This window comes from Nonomuraea sp. NPDC050556, from assembly GCF_044457355.1.
Taxonomy (GTDB): Bacteria; Actinomycetota; Actinomycetes; order Streptosporangiales; family Streptosporangiaceae; genus Nonomuraea.
Genome location: NZ_JBITGU010000001.1, coordinates 2477942 through 2497077 on the forward strand (window position 1 = coordinate 2477942; position 19136 = coordinate 2497077).

Annotated in this window: 19 protein-coding genes; 11 read left to right on the forward strand and 8 right to left on the reverse strand. The window is 71.5% G+C overall.

Translation table 11 applies throughout. The features are described 5' to 3' along the window. Positions 1–5: 5 nt before the first annotated feature. The gene (locus ACIBG8_RS12080; RefSeq protein WP_397342693.1) at positions 6–1325 is read right to left on the reverse strand and encodes a hypothetical protein; all 1320 of its coding nucleotides are present in this window, start codon (positions 1323–1325) and stop codon (positions 6–8) included. A gap of 130 nt (positions 1326–1455) precedes the next feature. On the opposite strand from ACIBG8_RS12080, the gene ACIBG8_RS12085 reads away from it, so the two are divergent. Beyond that, complete coding sequence (locus ACIBG8_RS12085; RefSeq protein ID WP_397342694.1) at positions 1456–1896, forward strand: hypothetical protein; 441 nt, start codon at positions 1456–1458, stop codon at positions 1894–1896. Between the two features lie 18 nt (positions 1897–1914). Further along, positions 1915–2670 (forward strand): methyltransferase domain-containing protein, encoded by a 756-nt coding sequence (locus tag ACIBG8_RS12090; RefSeq protein WP_397342696.1) that lies wholly within the window; start codon positions 1915–1917, stop codon positions 2668–2670. Here the strand turns inward: ACIBG8_RS12090 and ACIBG8_RS12095 are convergent. The 3 genes from ACIBG8_RS12095 to ACIBG8_RS12105 are packed head-to-tail and all read right to left on the reverse strand — an operon-like array spanning position 2599 to position 5160. Continuing rightward, positions 2599–3789: an MDR family MFS transporter gene (locus ACIBG8_RS12095; protein ID WP_397342697.1), complete on the reverse strand. Its 1191-nt coding sequence runs from the start codon at positions 3787–3789 to the stop codon at positions 2599–2601. The genes ACIBG8_RS12090 and ACIBG8_RS12095 overlap by 72 nt on opposite strands. Beyond that, positions 3786–4811 (reverse strand): PLP-dependent cysteine synthase family protein, encoded by a 1026-nt coding sequence (locus ACIBG8_RS12100; protein WP_397342698.1) that lies wholly within the window; start codon positions 4809–4811, stop codon positions 3786–3788. The genes ACIBG8_RS12095 and ACIBG8_RS12100 overlap by 4 nt, the downstream gene beginning before the upstream one ends. Before the next feature lie 55 nt (positions 4812–4866). Further along, on the reverse strand, positions 4867–5160 hold the full coding sequence (locus ACIBG8_RS12105) for a hypothetical protein (RefSeq protein ID WP_397342699.1): 294 nt from the start codon (positions 5158–5160) through the stop codon (positions 4867–4869). Between the two features lie 93 nt (positions 5161–5253). Here ACIBG8_RS12105 and argG point away from each other — a divergent pair, with 93 nt between their 5' ends. The 3 genes from argG to ACIBG8_RS12120 all read left to right on the forward strand — a co-directional run bounded on the left by argG (position 5254) and on the right by ACIBG8_RS12120 (position 8531). Further along, positions 5254–6702, forward strand: coding sequence for an argininosuccinate synthase (gene argG / locus ACIBG8_RS12110; protein WP_397342700.1), 1449 nt, complete (start codon positions 5254–5256; stop codon positions 6700–6702). Between the two features lie 72 nt (positions 6703–6774). After that, positions 6775–8028 (forward strand): alpha/beta hydrolase family protein, encoded by a 1254-nt coding sequence (locus tag ACIBG8_RS12115; RefSeq protein ID WP_397342701.1) that lies wholly within the window; start codon positions 6775–6777, stop codon positions 8026–8028. A gap of 23 nt (positions 8029–8051) precedes the next feature. Continuing rightward, positions 8052–8531, forward strand: a complete 480-nt coding sequence (locus tag ACIBG8_RS12120) for a signal peptidase II (RefSeq protein WP_397342702.1) — start codon at positions 8052–8054, stop codon at positions 8529–8531. Here the strand turns inward: ACIBG8_RS12120 and ACIBG8_RS12125 are convergent. Both ACIBG8_RS12125 and ACIBG8_RS12130 read right to left on the reverse strand, forming a co-directional pair. After that, positions 8528–8896 carry a nucleotide pyrophosphohydrolase gene (locus ACIBG8_RS12125; protein ID WP_397342703.1) on the reverse strand — a complete coding sequence of 123 codons (369 nt, stop codon included), beginning with the start codon at positions 8894–8896 and terminating at the stop codon, positions 8528–8530. The two genes, ACIBG8_RS12120 and ACIBG8_RS12125, sit on opposite strands and share 4 nt — an antisense overlap. An 11-nt stretch (positions 8897–8907) precedes the next feature. Further along, entirely contained in the window at positions 8908–9282 is a 375-nt protein-coding gene (locus tag ACIBG8_RS12130) for a VOC family protein (protein WP_397342704.1), read from the reverse strand. A gap of 39 nt (positions 9283–9321) precedes the next feature. On the opposite strand from ACIBG8_RS12130, the gene ACIBG8_RS12135 reads away from it, so the two are divergent. Genes ACIBG8_RS12135 through ACIBG8_RS12145 form a run of 3 tightly spaced genes read left to right on the forward strand, consistent with a single transcriptional unit; the run spans position 9322 to position 11966 of the window. Further along, complete coding sequence (locus ACIBG8_RS12135; RefSeq protein WP_397342705.1) at positions 9322–10017, forward strand: ArsR family transcriptional regulator; 696 nt, start codon at positions 9322–9324, stop codon at positions 10015–10017. Next, on the forward strand, positions 10014–11243 hold the full coding sequence (locus tag ACIBG8_RS12140; RefSeq protein ID WP_397342706.1) for a hypothetical protein: 1230 nt from the start codon (positions 10014–10016) through the stop codon (positions 11241–11243). Before ACIBG8_RS12135 ends, ACIBG8_RS12140 begins: the two co-directional genes overlap by 4 nt. A gap of 12 nt (positions 11244–11255) precedes the next feature. After that, positions 11256–11966: a sulfite exporter TauE/SafE family protein gene (locus ACIBG8_RS12145; RefSeq protein WP_397342707.1), complete on the forward strand. Its 711-nt coding sequence runs from the start codon at positions 11256–11258 to the stop codon at positions 11964–11966. Here ACIBG8_RS12145 and ACIBG8_RS12150 read toward each other — a convergent pair. Next, positions 11959–12531 carry a TetR/AcrR family transcriptional regulator gene (locus ACIBG8_RS12150; RefSeq protein ID WP_397342708.1) on the reverse strand — a complete coding sequence of 191 codons (573 nt, stop codon included), beginning with the start codon at positions 12529–12531 and terminating at the stop codon, positions 11959–11961. The two genes, ACIBG8_RS12145 and ACIBG8_RS12150, sit on opposite strands and share 8 nt — an antisense overlap. 41 nt (positions 12532–12572) lie before the next feature. On the opposite strand from ACIBG8_RS12150, the gene ACIBG8_RS12155 reads away from it, so the two are divergent. From ACIBG8_RS12155 to ACIBG8_RS12165, 3 genes are all read left to right on the forward strand, one after another. Beyond that, a complete protein-coding gene (locus ACIBG8_RS12155; RefSeq protein WP_397342709.1) occupies positions 12573–12911 on the forward strand; it encodes a cupin domain-containing protein in 339 nt (112 codons plus the stop codon). Between the two features lie 100 nt (positions 12912–13011). After that, positions 13012–14958, forward strand: coding sequence for a PKD domain-containing protein (locus tag ACIBG8_RS12160; protein WP_397342710.1), 1947 nt, complete (start codon positions 13012–13014; stop codon positions 14956–14958). A 142-nt stretch (positions 14959–15100) separates the two neighbouring features. Further along, a complete protein-coding gene (locus ACIBG8_RS12165) occupies positions 15101–16843 on the forward strand; it encodes a cellulase family glycosylhydrolase (protein ID WP_397342711.1) in 1743 nt (580 codons plus the stop codon). Positions 16844–16850: 7 nt separating this feature from the next. Here ACIBG8_RS12165 and ACIBG8_RS12170 read toward each other — a convergent pair whose 3' ends face one another. Then, positions 16851–19091, reverse strand: coding sequence for a polysaccharide lyase 8 family protein (locus ACIBG8_RS12170; protein WP_397342712.1), 2241 nt, complete (start codon positions 19089–19091; stop codon positions 16851–16853). Positions 19092–19136 lie beyond the last annotated feature (45 nt).

Genomic DNA, 19136 nt, shown 5'->3' on the forward strand with positions numbered 1-19136 from the left:
GCGTCTTACGGGCAGGGTTCCCAGCGGGTGCCGTCCGGGGTGTCCTCGACGCACACGCCGCCCACGTGCAGGGCCGCCCTGATGCCGTCCGCCGCGCCATACTCCCCCGTACGGCGGAGCTCGCCGCGCAGGGACAGCAGCGCCTCGACGACCTTGCCCAGCCCCTCGTCCCGCCGCTGCCCGCCGAGTTGGGCGATCTGGTGGCGCAGGATCTCGCGTGCCTCGTCGACCCCACCGGCGTCCTCCTCGGTGTCCGCCGACCACCTGGTGACCTCCTCCTCCAGGTCGAGCACCGCCAGCGCCGCCGACGCCGGGTCCTGCGCGGCGAGCGCCTTCTCGAAGCGCCCCACGCAGTCCCGCGCCGTCTCCGCCAGCGTCGCCGGACCCGCCGTCCGGCCCGCGAAAGGACCGACAGACGTGGATGAGGCGGACGAAGCGGCCAAGGCGCCGTCGCCCACACCTGAGCCCCCGCCCCCGCCCCCGCCATGCTCCCCGCCCGACACGCCCGACACGCCCGGCACGCCCGACCCCGCGTCTGACCCCGCGCCCGACGAGCTCAGCGCCACGCGCGACGAGCCCAGCTCCACGATCGTCGAGGCCAGGGACGCGACCGTCGAGCGCGCCCCGGCCGGAAGGACCGTCTGCGCCCCCCGCCGCCGCACCGTCACCCATCCCCGCCCGGACACCAGGACCTCCCCGCTCACCAGGTCGACGACCAGCGCGGTGTGCTCGTCGATCCCCAGCACGGCCGCGTCCGGCGGCAGCTCCTCCTCCATGCGAGCCAGCCGTCGCTCCCCCAGGTAGCAGAACCGGGTGTCGTGCGTGCCCCCCTCGGCGTTGTCGTAGTGCGGGATCACGACGACCCGCAGCCCGAGCACGCCGAGCAGGTCGAGCCCCTCCCGCCAGTGCGGCTCCGCCCCGACCTTGTAGATCTCGTAGACGGGCACGGTCGCCAGGCCCGCCGTACAGGCTGCGGCCGAGGCGAGGACGGTCACCCCAGCGCGCGCCCTCACCCGGGCGCGCAGGTCGCCGCCCGCCGAGGTCGACGTCCACCGGTCCAGCGCGAACGTCGGGCTCCCAGGACCGGAGAACACCCAGTCGGCCCCCACGATGTCCACCCCCACCGCCACCTCCAGGCCGACGCTCCTGGCGAAGTACCGCCTGGCCCGCGCGGAGATGTCGGCCGCGTTCTCCTGGAAGGCGTACGGGGTGTCGAGCAGCACGGCGCGCGGCCGTGCGCCAAGCTGCCGTACGGCGGCGCGGTGGACCTCGACCATGGTCGGGCTGGTCTCGCCCGACCCCATCAGCACCAGTGTCCCAGGCATGATCCCTTTTGCCCTTCCGTCGTGCGTCAAGGTGTTCGATTCCAGCGATACACGGACGGCGCGCCACAGCAAGTCGACACCTGCATTGGGGCCGCTCCTGCATACTTGTCGCAGTCAAGAAAGGCGACACGTGAACGTATCGGTCGAGGTGCTGACGCTGCGGGCCGACCTCGACGGCCGCTGGTCCTACCGGAGGGCCACCGCCGTCCCGTCCCACGGCGAGAGCCCGGACGACGCGGCACGCAGGACCGCGGGCGCCGTCCCCGGCGTCCTGCACTCCACGAGCTGGCGCTACCGCCCCGAGGGCCAGGTGGTGCTGACCTACGCGGTCTGCCCCGACCCGGAGCCCGGCCTGCCCGCGACCCCGCTGAGCACCCTGGAGATCGCCAGAGGTCCCGCGCCGGACGCCCCGGCGCCCGAGCGGATCGAGGTGGACCACGTGGTGGCCCACGCCGTCCAGCATCTGGCGTTCCTGATGTCGACCGACCCGGTGGTGCGCGAGGCGCTCATGGAGTGGCCGGAGATCGCCATGGCGCTGGACACGGGCGAATTTGACTTCATGTCGACATGAAGTCGCATGGTGGAGGGCATGCGCGAAACCACTGAACTGATCGAGCTGCTCGACGCCGCCGACCTGGTCCCCGCCGCCGTCACCCTGCGGGCCAGGACCTACGACCTGCTCGCCCTCGCTCCCGGCGCCACCGTCGCCGACGTGGGGTGCGGCGCGGGACGGGCCGTCACCGAGCTGGCCGGGCGAGGACTGAAGGCCGTGGGGGTGGACCTCAGCGAGCAGATGATCGGCGTCGCCCGCGAGCGGTGGCCCGAGCTCGACTTCCGGCTGGGCGACGCCTTCCACCTGCCCTTCGAAGACGGCGAGCTGGCCGGATACCGCGCCGACAAGGTCCTCCACGACCTGCCCGACACGGGCCGCGCGGTCAAGGAGGCCAGGAGGGTGCTCGCTCCCGGCGGGCGGATCGTCCTGGCGGGTCAGGACTGGGACGGTTTCGTCATCGAGGCCGAGGACGCCGAGCTCACCAGGACCATCGTGCGCACCAGGGCCGCACAGGTCCCCAGCCCCCGCGCCGCCCGCGGCCATCGCAACCTCCTGCTGGAGGCCGGTTTCCAGGACGTGACCGCCGAGGCGCACACCGGGATCTTCACCGGCACCGGCATGCTCCCCCTGCTGACCGGCCTGGCGAGCGCCGCGCTGGCCGCGGGCGCGATCACCCGCGAGCAGCACGACGCCTGGACGGCCGAGCAGAGGGAGCGCGCCTCAGCGGACCTGATGTTCCTCGCCGTGCCGATCTTCGTCGCGGCGGGCACCGCCCCCGGGCTCCAGCCGTAGCATCCGTACGGCTGCCGCACCGGCCAGCCCGACGGCGGCCAGCCCCCACCACACCAGCGTCCCGCCCGCGTCGAGCGAGGCGCCGACGAGCAGGTTCCCCAGCGCGATGCCGATCCCCGACACCGTGCTGTAGAAGCCGTAGAACGTGCCGACCAGGCGCTCGCCGCCCAGCGTGGTGATCGTCGCCATCTCGAACGGATACACGATCATGGTGGCGACGGTCAGCAGCGCGGTGGTGGCCAGCACCGGCGCGAGCCCCAGGTCCAGGGGTACGGCCAGCGGCAGGAACGCCGCTCCCATGAGGAGCATCCCCCGGGTGATGGCCTGCCGGGCGCTCCACCTGGCCTTGGCCCAGGCCGCCAGCCGTACCTGGCCCAGCACCGACAGGCCGCCGGACAGCACGAACAGCAGCGTGACGCCCGCCTCGCCGCCCGACGCGCGCCGCGCCTCGATCGGCAGGCCCAGGTACACCTGGAAGTTGAGGACGTAGGAGCCGATCATCGCCAGCGAGAACAGCAGGAACGTGCGGTTGCGCAGGACCTGGCGCCAGCCGTACAGGATGGTCCGGTCGTTGGGGCCGCGCCTGGCGGGCAGCGCCCGCGCCTGGGCCAGCGCCAGGACGGCGAACAGGCCGGCGGCGACCAGGCACAGCACCTGGAACGCCGCCGCCCGCAGGGCCAGCCCGACCAGCGGCCCGATGAGGATGCCCGCCTGGTAGAACACGTTGAACCTGGCGAACACCTCCACCCTGTGCTCGCCCGCCTCCAGCGCGAGGTAGGCGCGGGCGGCCGGGTTGAACAGCGCGCCGGCCAGGCCGGTCAGCGCGGACGCGACGAGCAGGACGGGCACCGACTCCGACAGCCCCAGCAGGGCGAACCCGGCGGTCCGCAGGACGAGCCCGGCCATGATCATCGGCTTGTAGCCGAACCGGTCGGCCAGGCTGCCGCCGACCAGGAACATGCCCTGCTGGCTGAGGTTGCGCACGCCGAGGATCAGCCCGACCACCCAGACGGCCAGCCCGAGGTCGCCGGACAGGTGGTTGGCGAGGTACGGCATGAGCATGTAGAAGCCGATGTTGATGGTCAGCTGGTTCACCATCAGGAGCCGGATCGGCGTCATGGCGCGACGACCGTGCCGCACCTGGTCCAGCGGGTGACCTCGCGCTCGGCCGGGTGCCGAATCTCGTCGGGCTCTGGCTCGGGTTTGCCGTCGAGGAGGCCGTGCCCGGCGCAGTAGGCGTCGTTGAAGACGGTGTCGGCGTAGCGTTGCGGCCCGTCGGGGAAGATGGCCGCGATCCGCGTGCCGAGCGGCTGGGTCCTGGCCAGCCAGGAGGCGACCAGGGCGACCGCGCCCACGCTCCACCCGCCGGTCGCGTAGTGTCCGGCCGCCAGGCGGCGCGCCGCCCACACCGCCTCGGCCGGGGCGACCCAGTGCACCTCGCTGAAGCTGTCGTGGGCGACGTTGCGCGGGTGGATGCTGCTGCCCAGCCCGCGCATCAGGCGGGCGCGGGCGGGCTGGCCGAAGATCGTGGAGCCGACCGTGTCGACGCCGACCAGCCGTACGCCGGGGCACAGCCGCCGCAGCGTGCGGTGGACGCCCGCGCTGTGGCCGCCGGTGCCGACGCTGCAGACCAGCACGTCGACCTGGCCGAGCTGGTCGGCGAGCTCCCTGGCGAGGCCGTCGTAGGCGCTGACGTTGTCGGGGTTGTGGTACTGGTCGGGGCAGTAGGAGCCCGGGTGCTCGGCCATGAGCGCGCGCACCCGTTCGCGCCGCGCCTCCTGCCAGCCGCCGACCGGGTGCGGCTCGGTGACCGTCTCGACCCTGGCTCCGTAGGCGCCCAGCAGCCGGTGCATCGACGGCTCCATGCCGGGGTCGCTGACCAGCACGACCGGGTGCCGGTAGACGATCCCGGCCAGCGCCAGCCCCAGGCCGAGGGTGCCGCTGGTCGACTCGATGATCGTCGATCCCGGCCGCAGGACCCGGCGGCACCTGGCCTGGGCGACCATGTACAGCCCCGGCCTGTCCTTGATCCCGCCCGGGTTGCGCCCTTCGAGCTTCGCCCAGAAGCCGCGTTCCCCGTCGCCCCACAGCTCGGGCACCCAGAGCACGGGGGTGTTGCCCACCAGATTGGTGATCTTCACTTTGCCTCGCCAAATGCGCAGATGTACGGATGTGTCGTCGCTGGTGAGCGGCGCACTACACCCGTGACACGCACACGACGGTGAGCAGATCGGGTTTCCCCGCACGGGGCGGAGCGTCCTGGCGGGCGGGCGCTGGAAGTGCGTCGTACGGCTGCGCGGCGGGCATCCGCGCGCTGACCGGCTGGGGCAGATCAGGGTCGGGCGCGGACTGGACGGCAGGGCTGTCGCAGGTGTCGATGTGGCTGTGACCTGCGGCGGCGGGCGGATGGCCGTCGTGCGGGCCGAACTGGCACAGCAGCACGTGCAGGACGGCGAGCAGCGCGAGCGCGGCCCGGAGCGTCACTGACATAGAGCACACGCTAGCTCACCGAGCGTGTCCGCGCAGGCAGCGACAGGCCAACCGCATTGCATGAACATGCGTTGCAGTGCATAATCCCTTCTTGTGTCCAAGGTCCTCACCTCCCTGCCCTCCGGCGAGCGCGTCGGCATCGCCTTCTCCGGCGGCCTCGATACCTCGGTAGCCGTCGCGTGGATGCGCGCCAAGGGCGCCGTCCCCTGCACCTACACCGCCGACATCGGCCAGTACGACGAGCCGGACATCGCCTCGGTCCCCAGCCGCGCGCTGGCCTACGGCGCCGAGCTCGCGCGCCTGGTCGACTGCCGCGCCGCGCTCGTCGAGGAAGGCCTGGCCGCGCTCGCCTGCGGCGCCTTCCACATCCGCTCCGGCGGCCGCGCCTACTTCAACACCACCCCGCTCGGCCGCGCCGTGACCGGCACCCTGCTGGTCAGGGCGATGCTCGAGGACGGCGTGCAGATCTGGGGCGACGGCTCGACGTTCAAGGGCAACGACATCGAGCGGTTCTACCGCTACGGCCTGCTGGCCAACCCGCACCTGCGCATCTACAAGCCGTGGCTCGACGCCGACTTCGTGCACGAGCTCGGCGGGCGCAAGGAGATGTCGGAGTGGCTGCTCGCGCACGGCCTGCCGTACCGGGACAGCACCGAGAAGGCCTACTCCACGGACGCCAACATCTGGGGCGCCACCCACGAGGCCAAGACGCTCGAGCACCTCGACACCGGCATCGAGACCGTCGACCCGATCATGGGCGTGCGGTTCTGGGACCCGTCGGTCGAGATCGACACCGAGGACGTCACCATCGGCTTCGACCAGGGCCGCCCGGTGTCGATCAACGGCAAGGAGTACGCCAGCCCGGTCGACCTGGTGATGGCGGCCAACGCCATTGGCGGGCGGCACGGCATGGGCATGTCCGACCAGATCGAGAACCGGGTGATCGAGGCCAAGAGCCGCGGCATCTACGAGGCGCCGGGCATGGCGCTGCTGCACGCCGCCTACGAGCGGCTGGTGAACGCGATCCACAACGAGGACACCCTGGCCAGCTACCACGACCAGGGGCGCAGGCTCGGCCGGCTCATGTACGAGGGGCGCTGGCTCGACCCGCAGGCGCTGATGCTGCGCGAGTCGCTGCAGCGCTGGGTCGGCACGGCGGTCATCGGCGAGGTGACGCTGCGGCTGCGGCGCGGCGAGGACTACTCGATCCTCGACACCACGGGCCCGGCGTTCAGCTACCACCCGGACAAGCTGTCGATGGAGCGTACGGAGGACTCGGCGTTCGGCCCGGTGGACCGGATCGGCCAGCTCACGATGCGCAACCTCGACATCGCGGACTCGCGGGCGAAGCTGGAGCAGTACGCCAGCCTCGGCATGGTCGGACACCACCACCCCGCCCTCATCGGCGCTGCTCAGGCGGCCTCGACCGGGCTGATCGGCGCGATGCCGCAGGGCGGCGCCGAGGCGATCGCCTCGCGTGGCGAGGTCTCCGGCGACGACGAGCTGCTCGACCGGGCCGCGATGGAGTTCGGCACCGACTAGGACCCAGGTAGCACTCGGGTACGGACGTTCGGCCGATCCCCCGCGCCGCGCCCGTGCCCGACAGTGGGGGCCATGATGATAGTGGTCTTGGTCGCCGCCGTCGCTCTGGTCCTGGTGCGTTGGTTGCCCGCCGGAGCCCGCCTTCCGGTGACCGTGGTCGCGGTCGTGGCGCTGGTTGTGGGCGCGGTGACGGTCGGGTACCGCTGGCAGGTGGCGCCGATCCTGGCGGGCGGGGCCGTCGCGCTGGCGTTCGCCGTCCCGCCCCTTCTGCGGCCCGGCCGTACGGCGTGGCGGGCGAAGTGGTGGCTCGCGCTGCCCGGGTCGCTGGCCTGCCTGGGTCTGGTCGCCGCGGGAGGCGGCGCGGCGTGGGCGCTGCCGCTCCCCGAGTTTCCTGAGCCGACCGGGCCGCACGCGGTCGGGACGACGGTCATGCAGTGGTCCGGCAAGGACCGCATCGTGGTGGCGCAGATCTGGTACCCAGCACGGAAGAGCCCGGCTCCGGGAGCGCAGTACGTCCAGCGGGAGGTCACCGGCGCGGTCGCCGACTACCTCGGCGTGCCCGGTTTCCTGCTCGACGAGCTCCCCCGGGCCAGGACGCACGCGGTGACCGGCGCGCCGGTGGACGCGGGCCGGTTCGCGGTGGTGCTGTTCTCCCCCGGGCTCGGCGGGGTGCGCTCCCAGAACACCGCCTGGGCGGAGGAGCTGGCCAGCCGCGGCTACGTCGTCGCCGCCCTCGACCACCTCCACGACTCGGCCGCCGTCGTCCTCGCCGACGGCTCGATCGTGCGCACGCGGGTCAGGTCCACCGGCGACGACGCGGCCGACCGGCGGCTGGCGGCCGGGTGGTCGACGGCCAGGGCGGCCGACCTCAGCTTCGCCCTCACCGAGCTCGGCCGCTCGCGCCTGGCCGGGAGCCTGGACCTCGAGCGGGTCGCGGTGACCGGGCACTCGATCGGCGGGAGCGCCGCGCTGCAGGCGGCCCGCCTCGACTCCAGGTTCGACGCCGTGGTCGACCTGGACGGCTACCCGCACGACCCCGCGCCGGGGCCCTTCCACCAGCCGGTGCTCGCCCTCACCCACGAGCTGGCGCCGGGCGAGAACCCCGGCTACCTGCCGCGGCTCAGGCAGGTGCTCGCCCTGAGCACGGGGAAGACGCGGCTGGTCACCGTGCCGGGGACGGCGCACCTCACCTTCACCGACGCGCCGCTCTACCTGCCGCCCCTGCCGGGGCTGGTCGGCTCGCTGGGCCGTACCGAGGGGGTGCGGATCACGGTGGAGCAGACCGCCGCCTTTCTCGGCGCGGCTCTGTACGGCAGGCCGTACTAAGCTCTGCGGACATGGTCACAAGGGTGCTTTATTCCTGGATGGTCGGGCTGGCCGCGGTGGTCCTCCTGGTCGACCAGGCCTCGAAGGCCTGGGCGACGTCGGCGCTCGCCGGCGGCAAGGTCGTCGAGGTGATACCGGGGCTGCTCAGCCTGCGGCTGCTGTACAACCCGGGCGCCGCCTTCTCCATCGGGACCGGGGCCACGTGGGTGTTCACGCTGGTCGCCGCCGGGGTCGTGGCCGGCATCCTGTACGCGGCGCGGCGGCTGCGCTCGCCCGCGTGGACCGTCGTGCTGGGCGGGCTGCTCGGCGGCGCGACCTCGCACCTGCTCGACCGGCTCTTCCGCGAGCCCGGCTTCGCGCGCGGGCACGTCGTGGACTTCATCGACTACGGCGGCCTGTTCGTCGGCAACGTGGCCGACATCGCGCTCACCGGCAGCTGCGCCGTGCTCGTCCTGCTCAGCCTGCGCAACGTTCCGCTGGGCGAGGTCAAACCCGCTCTTTAGGATGACCGTGTACCGGGGAGCGGCGGGGCCTTGCGTGCTGAGCCCCGGTAGGAGTCGGGGTCGTAGCGGCGCTCGTTCTCGTCGAGCTTGGCGTTCGCGGCCTCGACCAGGTCGACGCCGGTCGTGTCCGCCAGCCGTACGAGATAGAGCAGCACGTCGCCCATCTCGCTGCGCACCCGGGCGAGCGTCTCGGGGTCGAGGTCCTGCGACTCGGCGGTGGTGAGCCACTGGAACTCGGCGACCAGCTCACCGACCTCGCCGGTGAGCGCCATCGCCAGGTTCTTCGGGGTGTGGAACTGCTCCCAGTCCCTGGCTTTCGCGAACTCCCGCAACCGTACGGCGAGCCGATCGAGTTCCGTCGTCACGCCCCGTGACCTTACCGGGGTTCGAAGAGTTCCACGAGGTTGCCCGCCGGGTCGGTGAGGAGGATCTGGCGGCCGCCGGGACCGGAGACGAGATCGCTGGCGAACGGCAGGCCCGCTGCCCGGAGCCGGTCGATCTCGGCGTCGAGGTCCTTGACGACGAGGTGGATGCGGTTGCGGCCCGCCGCGGTGTCCTTGGGGGTGGCGCGGGCGCCGGAGCTGGCAGGGCCGGAGAGCAGCAGCCGCAACGGCCCGCGCACGACGTCGGCGAAGGCGGGGGCGGCGTTGGTGCGCACCTCGAAGCCCAGGTGGACGGTGTAGAAGTCGATGGCCGCCGCCACGTCGTCGACGAGGTAGCGGACGCTGGCGAGATCATCCTGTGTGGCCATAGCTCATTCTATCAAACCGGTTTGATGTAATCTTGTCCCATGTCGTCGACTGTCGCTCCACCCGGGTTCCTGCGGCTGGCCGGGCATCCGGTGCGGTGGCTGCTGTTGCGCGAGCTGGCGCGGAGCGATCGGCAGGTGCGGGAGCTGACCGCCCTGGTCGGCGAGCGGCAGAGCCTGACCTCCTACCACCTGGGGCAGCTGCGCGCCGGGGGGCTGGTGACGACGCGGCGCAGCTCGGCCGACGGGCGCGACACCTACTACAGCCTCGACCTGGCCGCCTGCGGCGAGCGGCTCGCCGAGTCCGGGGCGGCGCTCCATCCCGGGCTGCGGCTGGCGCCGCCCGGCGAACCTGCTTTGCGTGCCGTACGGGTGTTGTTCCTGTGCACGGGCAACAGCTCCAGGTCCCAGATGGCCGAGGCGATCCTCGGCCGGTTGGGGGTCGAGGCGGCCAGCGCGGGCAGCCATCCGAAGCCGGTGCATCCCCTCGCGGTGCGGGTGATGCGGGAGCGCGGGGTCGACATCGCGGGGAACCGTTCCAAGCATTTCAGCGAGTTCGCGGGCGAGCGCTTCGACTACGTGATCAGCCTGTGTGACCGGGTACGCGAGGTGTGCCCTGACGCCGAGGTGCACTGGAGCATCCCGGAGCCGGACGACCATCCAGCGTTCGTCCGTACCGCCGAGGAGCTGGAGACCCGGATCAGGTTCCTGCTCCACGCCATCGAGGCGGCGGGGTGACCGCCGTCGACCGGGCGGCGGCGGTCCCGCCGTTCCCGCCCGCCGAGCGGGCCAGGATCGTGCGGCCGCTGCTGTCGGACAGCGCCGCCAAGTGGAACTCCCGCACGCATCCCGAAATATCGGGTGTGTCCTTGGGCGAGATCCAGGCGGCGCTCGGCGCCTACGTCGACGTCGACGCCGTCCGTGCCGTCGTGCGCGGCTCCGCTGACCTGGTGCTCGCCGAGTGCGTCCGCCAGTTCCAGACCAAGTGTTACCGCGACGAACGCCACCACGACGGCAGGGCGGGCGCCTCGACGCTGGACAGCCTCGGCCTGATCGCCAGGGCCGGGCTGCGCCACCCGGACGCCGCGAACCCGCTGGCGCAGCGGCGACTCAACCGCCACAGCCAGGCCGTACGGACCACCACGGAGTTCACCGCCGCGACCTGGTTCGACCACATCGTCGACCCGGCGGTGCTCGGCCAGCGCACCGGAGGCGGCCTGCACGTCCTCCTGGTGCGCAGGCTGCGCCTGGCCGAGCGGCACCTCCTCGCCCTCACGGGACTGACCCCGGCCGCGCTCGGCCTGACGGAACCGCATCGCGGCGCCCGTCCCAGGAGCATGACCACCAGCATGCACACGCTCGGCCTGGCCCTCGACATCGCCTACACCGGCAACCCCTGGGTGGTGAGCGCGGCGAGCTGGCGGGCCATGAAACACGCGGCGGAGCTGATGTCCGGCGCTGCTCTGCCTTATGCGAGTTCGTCCGCCTATTTCTCCTCGCTCGGCGCGGACCCGGGGCGGACGACGGGCCAGATCTGGGACGAGGTGCACCGCCGCAGCGAGGAGTTCGCCGCGTATTTCCGCCTCGCCGGAGACCAGGACCGGTTGCGAGCCGCGGTCCAGGGCGCCCGGGTGTTGCCCGGCGAGTCCGTGGACGAGGCGGTCGTACGCTGGCGGTCCGTCATCCACCGGGACCGCCAGGCGCTCGTCCGCACCTCCCCCAGAGGGGACTTCGTCCATCACTCGCCTCCGGAGGAGGGGTTCCTGTCGCTGGGCCGCGACCTGGTGATCGCGCTGCGCGACCACGCGGGCCTGGCGTGGGGCGGGGTGGACCTGGGGGGTGGGCGGCGGGGCAGCGGGGACATGATGCATTTCGACACGCGGGTGGACGGCATCGGCCGCACCCTCGCCTCGACGACCACCGCCTGGATCCCCCAGACGGGCCACCCGTGCCTCTCTCCTTGAATGGGCCTTCTCATGGAGACAGTTCTGCTGGTGCTTGCCACGTACGGCACCGCCGTACTGTCCGCTGTGGCCGGGTTCGGGGGCGGGGTGCTGCTGTTACCCGTCTTCGTCTCCGTCCTCGGACCGCGCGACGCGATAGCCGTCCTGACCGTCGCGCAACTGGCGGGGAACGGCAGCCGGGTGTGGTTCAACCGGGCAGAGGTCGACCGCCGCCTGGTCGGCGTCTTCGCCCTGGGCGCGATCCCGGCCGCCGTGGTCGGCGGGCTGCTGCTGGCCTCGACCTCGTTGCCGGTGCTCACCAAGCTCATCGGCGCGTTCCTGCTGGCGATGGTCGTCTGGCGGCGATGGCGTCCGCGCGCCGTACGCCTGGACGACAGGGCGTTCGCCGCCGTGGGAGCCGCCTCCGGATTCGGCTCGGCGCTGCTCGGTTCTGTCGGCCCGCTGGTGGCGCCGTTCTTCCTGGCACGCGGGCTGGTCGCGGGCGCCTACATCGGCACCGAGGCGGCAGCGGCGGCGGTGATGCACCTGACCAAGCTCGTCGTCTTCGGTGCGGCGGCGCTCCTGACCCCGGCCACGGCAGCCATCGGGCTGGCCCTGGCCCCGGCGGCGACCATCGGCGCCTGGATGGGCAAGAAGATCGTCGACCGGCTGCCGGCGCCCGTGTTCGTCGTCCTGGTGGAGATCGGCCTCGTCCTGTCCGGCCTCCTCCTGCTGATCAGGTAGCCGCGGCGAGCATGGCCTGAGCCGACCAGCACATGGTCTCGGCCGCCTCCTCCCGCGTGAGCCCGGCGATGTCGGTGAGCCAGATCAGCGCCTCGATGCCCGTGGCCGACCGAATGGCTATGGCCAGCCGATGAACATCCACACCAGGGGCGAGCGGGGACAACGCATCCTCGATCCAGCCGATCGCCCGCCCACCCCGCAACAGCGGCTGCTCGGCACCCGGTTCCAAGGAAAGCCGCAGCGAGGCGCGCAACTGGGGCTCCCACTCAAGCGTGAGCCGAACGAAGGCCCTCATAACAAGATCCAGCCGCTCCTTGGGATCGCCCGGCGCATCGGACGGCAGCAGCGATACGTGCTCGATCTGCGGATGAGCAGCAGTCAGCAAGGCCCGCTGGTTGGGAAAGTACCGATAGGCAGTGGTGCGCGAGATCCCCGCCCTGACGGCCGCATCCTCAACCGTAGGCTCCGCCCCCTCAGCCAGCAGCCTCGTGGCAGCCTCCACCAGCGCCTGCCGAGTCCGCCCTTTCTGCCGATGCCGCCCGGTCAACTCATATGGTACCGACATACCCATCATGGTACCGTAGTACCATATAGGAAGGGGATCCCATGAGCCACGACCCCGCACTGACCAACCCCGATCTGTACACCGTGCTCTTCGAGAACGACCGCGTCCGCGTCCTCCGCTACCAGGACCGGCCCGGTGACGCGACCTCCCCCCACAGCCACCCGGACAGCGTGATGATCACCCTGGCCTCCTTCACCCGCCTCCTGACCGCGAACGGACGCCAGGTAGAGGTGAAACTGGAACCCGGCCAGGCCAGATGGCTGGACGCCCAGGAACACGCCGGAAAGAACATCGGCGACACCGACTCCCACGCCATCTTCGTCGAACTCAAGGAACCACCCCCCTCAAGCCCGACGGCCGCCGCCCTTGGCCCCGCCTGATCATTTGCTTGGGGGTTTTTGTCAGGAAATATCAATACAAGTCAGGACCTGAGTGGAAGCATCGGCCCCGGGGAAACACTGTCGACACCACGGGGTGATCATGATGCGTTCGACCCTGCGCCGCCGGTTATTCGGCGGCCTTCTGGCCGCGTTCACCGGAGCCACCGCACTAACCCTCACCGCACCACCCGCACAAGCCGCCGCCACCGACTACATCATCGGGCAGTTCAACATCGCCGGCGGTAACGACAAATGGGGCACGCACGGCATGGAGGCGCCTGACGCGCTCGTGACCAGCGTCCAGACCCGCGGCTCCAAGCTCGCCTTCGTCACCATCCAGGAAGGCTGCCGCGACTGGATGGAGCGGCTGCGCGAGAAGCTGCCCGACTACGAGGTCGCCTACGACGCCATCAACGGCGGTACGGACGACCACCCGATCCGCTGCTACCACGAGCGGGACAACCCCAAGGGCGACCAGGTCAACGCCGTCCTCTACCGCAAGGACTTCGGCGTCGACACCGCGCCCGTCGCCTACGACCTGGGCACGCCGCGCGACAAGGAGCATCGCGAGATGCTCTGCGTCGCCTCGCAGGCACGCAAGATCGTGATCTGCTCCGTCCACCTGTCCTCGGGTGACCTGGGCGACCGCCGCAACGAGGCGGCCAGGGCCGCGGACATCCTGCGCACGACGTACGCGGGCTACACGCGCCTGCTCGGCGGCGACACGAACGACGACCCGCTGTCGGCGGTGTCCGACAACTTCTACGCCCCCGGCTACGAGCACGGCGCGCACGGGGAGTTCAAGGAGGTCGACTCCCCCTGCGGCAACGACGTCAAGGAGGGCTACGACAGCTGGACCTGGGACCCGATCAGCGGGTTCCCGATCCCGTACCACGTGGTGTGCCGCTCGGGTGAGACCACGCACAAGGGGCTGACCGGCCAGAAGATCGACTACCTGTTCGTGCCGCTGAACGTCACCGTGCACAGCGCCGACGCCACCTCCTCCAAGTACTCCGACCACATCCCGCTCTGGGCCGACGTCACGGTCCCCGAGAACCCGGCCGACCCGGGCGGCGGTGGCGGCGAGCCCCCCGCCAACCGCCCGCCGGTGGTGTACGCGGGCCCGTCGGTCGCGGGCGACGAGGGCGGAGTCCTCACGCTGCGCGGCGCCGCCTCAGACGACGGAGCCACCGCCCCAGCCGTGAGCTGGTCCTACCGCACTCTCGAAGGCTCGGCCACCTGTTCGTTCGGGACGCGGAACCGGCCGGTGACGACCTTCACCTGCACCGACAACGGCGTGTTCGAGGTGACGCTGACCGCGGACGACGGCGTCAACCCGCCGGTGAGCGACTCCACCGAGGTGACCGTCGCCAACACCCCGCCGAAGCTGACCCTGAACGGCCCCAAGCCGTGGCAGGTCTTCCGCGCCGGTACGGCGGTGCCCGTCGCCGCGCCGTTCACCGACGCCGGAGCCGACACCCACACCTGCGCGATCACGTGGGACGACGGCACGACCGACTCCTTCGCCGGAAGCGGCTCCTGCGACCGGTCCCACACGTTCGCGCACGCGGGCATGTACACACTCAAGGTGCAGGTCACCGACGACGACGGCGGCAGTGACAGCGCCACGGTCCTGGTGATCGTCTACGACCCGGACGCGGGCTTCGTGACCGGCGGCGGCAACACCGCCGACGGCCACTTCACCCTCAACCCCAAGTACCTCCCGCACGAGCGACTCAACGGGAAGGTCACCTACTCCTCAGGCGACCTGTCGGTGCGCTCGACGGAGCTGGAGTGGCTGGTGGTGACCGGGTACGGCAAGGCGGCCGCGAAGGGCGCCGCCGAGGTGAACGGCGAGACGGGCTACGGCTTCGTCGCCTACGCGGTGGACGATCCCGGCAACCTGCGGGTCGTGGTGTGGAAGCTGTCCGACGGCGCGTATCCGGACGGAACAGTCGTCCACGACAACCGCGCGGGCGCGAGCTACGACCTGGACGCCGCCGACCCGCCGGAGATCAGGACGGGGTCGATCACCGTCCACAACTGAAAGTTCCATGCCACCCGTGCCCAAGCATCCCTGGTCACCAAGGTGCCGGTGAAAGGCCGAGCAGCCGAAGATTGACTTGACGCCCCACGTTCACGAGTTTCATGCACGTCGGTCACGCTGAACCTCGGAACGGGGAGACTGTATGCGCTTGTTCGCAGTGTGCATGATGGTGGCTGCTTGGGCCACGGTGGCGGTCCCCGCCTCGGCGGGGACCGCCACAGGCTGCTCGGTGGCCTACCAGAACCTGAACACCTGGCAGTCGTCACCCACGTCCGGCGGCTTCAACACCACCCTCGCGATCACCAACCTCGGTGACCCGATCAGCCACTGGACCCTGACGTTCACCATGCCGAGCGGCCAGACCCGCACGGGCGGCTGGAACGCCACCTACACGGGAACCACCGCGATCACCGCCACCGACAGCGGCTGGAACGGCTCCATCGCGGCTGGGCAGACCAACGCCACCGTCGGCCTGCAGGGCGACTGGACCCAGTCGGCGACCCCGTTCCCGCGCCCGGCCGACTTCGCGCTCAACGGGGTCGCCTGCACCGGAACCGGAAACAAACCCCCCACGGTCAGCCTGACCAGCCCGGCCGCGGGAGCCACCTTCACCGCCCCCGCCACGATCACCTTCGCGGCCACCGCGACCGACCAGGACGGAACGGTCAGCAAGGTCGAGTTCCTCAACGGCAGCACGGTGGTCGGCACGGACACCAGCGCGCCGTACACCTTCGACTGGACCGGCGTCGGCGCGAACACCTACCCGCTCAGTGCGCGCGCGGTCGACAACGCGGGCGCGAGCACCACCACGACCCCCATCACGGTGAAGGTCACCGGCGACGGCGGCGGCGGCCCGGCCCCCGCCCTGCACGTGTCCGGCAACCACCTGCTCACCTCCACCGGCAGCACGTACCGGCTCCTGGGCGTCAACCGCTCCGGCGGCGAGTTCGCCTGCTTCCAGGACAAGGGCGTGTGGGACGGCCCGACGGACCAGGCGGCCGTCGACGCGATGAAGACGTGGAACGTCCACGCCGTACGGCTGCCGCTGAACGAGGAGTGCTGGCTCGGCACCGACAGCGTGCCCGCGACCGGCCCGAGCAGCGCGGCCTACCAGCAGTCGGTCAAGGACTACGTGAACCTGCTCGTGGCCAACGGGATCACCCCGATCGTGGAGATGCACTGGAACTACGGCCAGTACACCGGGCCGGGCGCGGGCTGCTCCGACGTCAAGGCGACCTGCCAGAAGCCGATGCCGGACGCGCGGTACGCGCCGGCGTTCTGGACCCAGGTGGCCACGATGTTCAAGGGCAATAACGCCGTCGTGTTCGACCTGTTCAACGAGCCCTACCCGGACGCGGCCAACAACTGGTCGGACGCCACGGCCGCGTGGACCTGCCTGCGCGACGGCGGCACGTGCACCGGAATCGGTTACCAGGTCGCGGGAATGCAGAGCCTCGTCAACGCGGTCCGCGCCACCGGCGCCACCAACGTGATCATGGTCGCGGGCCTCACCTGGACCAACGACCTCAGCCAGTGGCTGACCTACAAGCCGTCCGACCCGGCGGGCAACCTCATGGCTGCCTGGCACACCTACAACTTCAACGCCTGCGTCACCGTCGCCTGCTGGGACAGCCAGATCGGCACGGTCGCCGCCCAGGTGCCGGTGGTCGCCGGTGAGATCGGCCAGAACACCTGCGCCCACGACTACATCGACCAGGTGATGACCTGGGCGGACGCGCACGACGTCGGCTACCTGGCGTGGACGTGGAACCCGTGGGGCGCCTGCTCCGGCTCGGGCAACGACCTCATCACCGACTGGAACGGCACCCCCACCAGCACCTATGGCGAGGCGTTCAAGGCACATCTGCTCACGCGCAACCCCTGACGAGCCCTCACGCGGGCAGGTCCCGGCCGCCGCCCGGGGCCGGCGGCAGCCAGAGGGTGGCGGTGTGGGTGCGGCCGCGCCTGCCGACGTCCACGGTGAGCGTGCGCTTGCGCAGGCTCACCGTACGGCCGGCGCGGTCGATGGCGCGCACCGGCCAGGGCAGCGTGATGCGCACCTCGCCCCCGGTCCTGGTCGGGTCGGAGACGGCCAGCCGTACCCGCGCGCCGCACTGCCGGAGAAGCAGCGCGCACGGGCCGTCGGCCGAGACGCCGTCCACCGAGCCGCCCCGCCAGAAGACCGCGGCCAGGAGGTCTCCGGACCGTACGGCCTGCACGGCCGAGCTGTTGGCCAGCACCTCGGCCTGCGGATCGGCGGCGAAGGCGGCGGTGGAGGCGGCGTCAGCGCCGGGGAGGACGGCGTAGGCGTAGCGGGCGCCCGAGGGGTTCTTGCCGTGGTCGAGCAGGATCGTCGTGTAGTGCCTGGTGTGGCGCTGCCGGTCGCCGCCGGTGGTCGCGCCGCGGTCGATGTCGCGCCACCTCCCGGTGCGCTTCTCGCGCAGCACCTTCGGGCGGGCGCCGTCAAGGAGCACGTATCCGGCCACTCCGGACAGATGCACCCAGCCGTCGCCCCGGTCGAGGGGCGGATGCGTCCCGTGGGTGTTGCGGTTCTCCACCACGGTCTCGATCCGGCGGCCCTCGGACGCCGAGATGCCCGCACCCAGGGCGATCACGGCGTCGTCGAGCAGGAACCACGCCTTCTTCGCACGAAGAGGTGATTTTTCGGCGTTTAGGCGCATCGCGGCCACGCCGTAGCGGTTGTCCAAGGCGACGCCGCCCGCCCAGCCGTCGGGCGGGCGGTAGCGGGCGCCGTGCGGGAGTTCGGCGCGCCGCCGCCGGTCGACGGTCGTCCCGGGCAGGCGGTACGGGTCGATGGTCGGCCACAGCTCGTCGTTCCAGTGGGTCAGGTCCTCGGTGTAGAGGTAGGTCATGCCGTCGCCGGTGTGCCACCCGTGCAGGTTCTCCAGGTTCATCCCCTCGGCGGCAGCGATGCGCTCGGAGCTCATGGAGATCGTGTACGCCCAGGTGGGGCGGCGGTGCACCACGCGGTCCATCCCGGCGAAGACGTACGTCCCGACCGTGCGCGGACCGGCCGCCACCAGGGGGTCGGCCATGAGCGGCGCGGCGGCGGGCGGTGGCACGAGCGCCGGGTTGCGGGTCAGCCAGCCCTTCACCAGCGGCCGCCACCGGTCGGCGTGACCCGCGGGCGCGGCGGGCAGCAGGTTGAGAATGGCCTCGATCGCCCGCTGGCCCGAGGTGTGGTCGCGGTGCCCCTGCACGCTGATCTGGCGGCCGCGCAGGCCGTCCATCATCAGCCCGTCGAAGATGACCGGGACGAAAGAACGGTCCACGATGTCGAAGACGTTCTCCAGGTCCGGGTCGGTGATCCGCCAGGGCGACCCGGCGAGCAGAGTGATCAGCTTCGCGACGCTGTCCAGGTAGTCGACGCCGTAGCTGCCGGTGTAGGCGAACACGTCGTGCTGGATGAACGAGCCGTCGCGGTAGAAACCGTCGCCCGGCCCCCTGGTCAGGCGCAGCAGGCTGCGCCGTCCGTGCCCCTTGCGGTCGGAGATGCCGTCCCTGGCCCGCTTGATCAACCGCGAGTCGCCGGTGAGCACGCCGTGCATCGCCACCGCCATGGCCTTGCCCGCCCGGTTCGCTCCGGTCTCGACCACCCCGTGGTGGCTGATGCGGCGGTCGGCGTCCGGGCACCAGCGCCACAGGGGCCGCAGCCAGCGCGTCAGGCGGCCGTCGGGGATCGCGTCGAACAGCAGGGCGCAGGTGTCGGTCAGCGACCTGGGCACCCCGATCTCCCACCAGAACCAGTTGCTGCCCCGGCGGTCGAGGCGCTCGTTGTAGGCGTGCCTGTGGAGGAAGTCGAGGGCACTGACCGCGCCCTCGGCGACCGCCGGGTCCCGGTACATGCGGGTGCCCGGCGTCGCCCAGCCCAGCGCCAGGGTGCGCATGCGGTTGTAGGAGCGGTTGAAGTTCCCCGTCGCGGGGTTGCCGAGCGGGAGGTCCGGCCAGAGGCTGGGGCGGCGGGGGTCGGGGCGCAGCTTGCGCCAGACGGCGTTGGCCGAGCCGTCCACCCGGGAGGGGTCGGCCGCCATCATGTCGACCCAGCGCTGCCGTGCCGTACCGAAAGCACCTTCCGCCTCGGCGGGGGTGCCCGCGAGCGCGAGACCGGTCATGGCTGCTGCTCCCAGCAAGGCAGTACGCCGGGAGATCGGGTCAGT

Excerpts from the sequence above, each read along its gene's own strand:
- ACIBG8_RS12090 (WP_397342696.1), top strand. The coding sequence starts at position 1,915 with ATGCGCGAAACCACTGAACTGATCGAGCTGCTCGACGCCGCCGACCTG.
- ACIBG8_RS12170 (WP_397342712.1), bottom strand. The coding sequence starts at position 19,091 with ATGACCGGTCTCGCGCTCGCGGGCACCCCCGCCGAGGCGGAAGGTGCT.
- ACIBG8_RS12115 (WP_397342701.1), top strand. The coding sequence starts at position 6,775 with ATGATGATAGTGGTCTTGGTCGCCGCCGTCGCTCTGGTCCTGGTGCGT.
- ACIBG8_RS12130 (WP_397342704.1), bottom strand. The coding sequence starts at position 9,282 with ATGGCCACACAGGATGATCTCGCCAGCGTCCGCTACCTCGTCGACGAC.
- ACIBG8_RS12160 (WP_397342710.1), top strand. The coding sequence starts at position 13,012 with ATGATGCGTTCGACCCTGCGCCGCCGGTTATTCGGCGGCCTTCTGGCC.
- ACIBG8_RS12105 (WP_397342699.1), bottom strand. The coding sequence starts at position 5,160 with ATGTCAGTGACGCTCCGGGCCGCGCTCGCGCTGCTCGCCGTCCTGCAC.
- ACIBG8_RS12165 (WP_397342711.1), top strand. The coding sequence starts at position 15,101 with ATGCGCTTGTTCGCAGTGTGCATGATGGTGGCTGCTTGGGCCACGGTG.
- ACIBG8_RS12135 (WP_397342705.1), top strand. The coding sequence starts at position 9,322 with ATGTCGTCGACTGTCGCTCCACCCGGGTTCCTGCGGCTGGCCGGGCAT.
- ACIBG8_RS12150 (WP_397342708.1), bottom strand. The coding sequence starts at position 12,531 with ATGTCGGTACCATATGAGTTGACCGGGCGGCATCGGCAGAAAGGGCGG.
- ACIBG8_RS12080 (WP_397342693.1), bottom strand. The coding sequence starts at position 1,325 with ATGCCTGGGACACTGGTGCTGATGGGGTCGGGCGAGACCAGCCCGACC.
- ACIBG8_RS12155 (WP_397342709.1), top strand. The coding sequence starts at position 12,573 with ATGAGCCACGACCCCGCACTGACCAACCCCGATCTGTACACCGTGCTC.
- ACIBG8_RS12145 (WP_397342707.1), top strand. The coding sequence starts at position 11,256 with ATGGAGACAGTTCTGCTGGTGCTTGCCACGTACGGCACCGCCGTACTG.
- ACIBG8_RS12095 (WP_397342697.1), bottom strand. The coding sequence starts at position 3,789 with ATGACGCCGATCCGGCTCCTGATGGTGAACCAGCTGACCATCAACATC.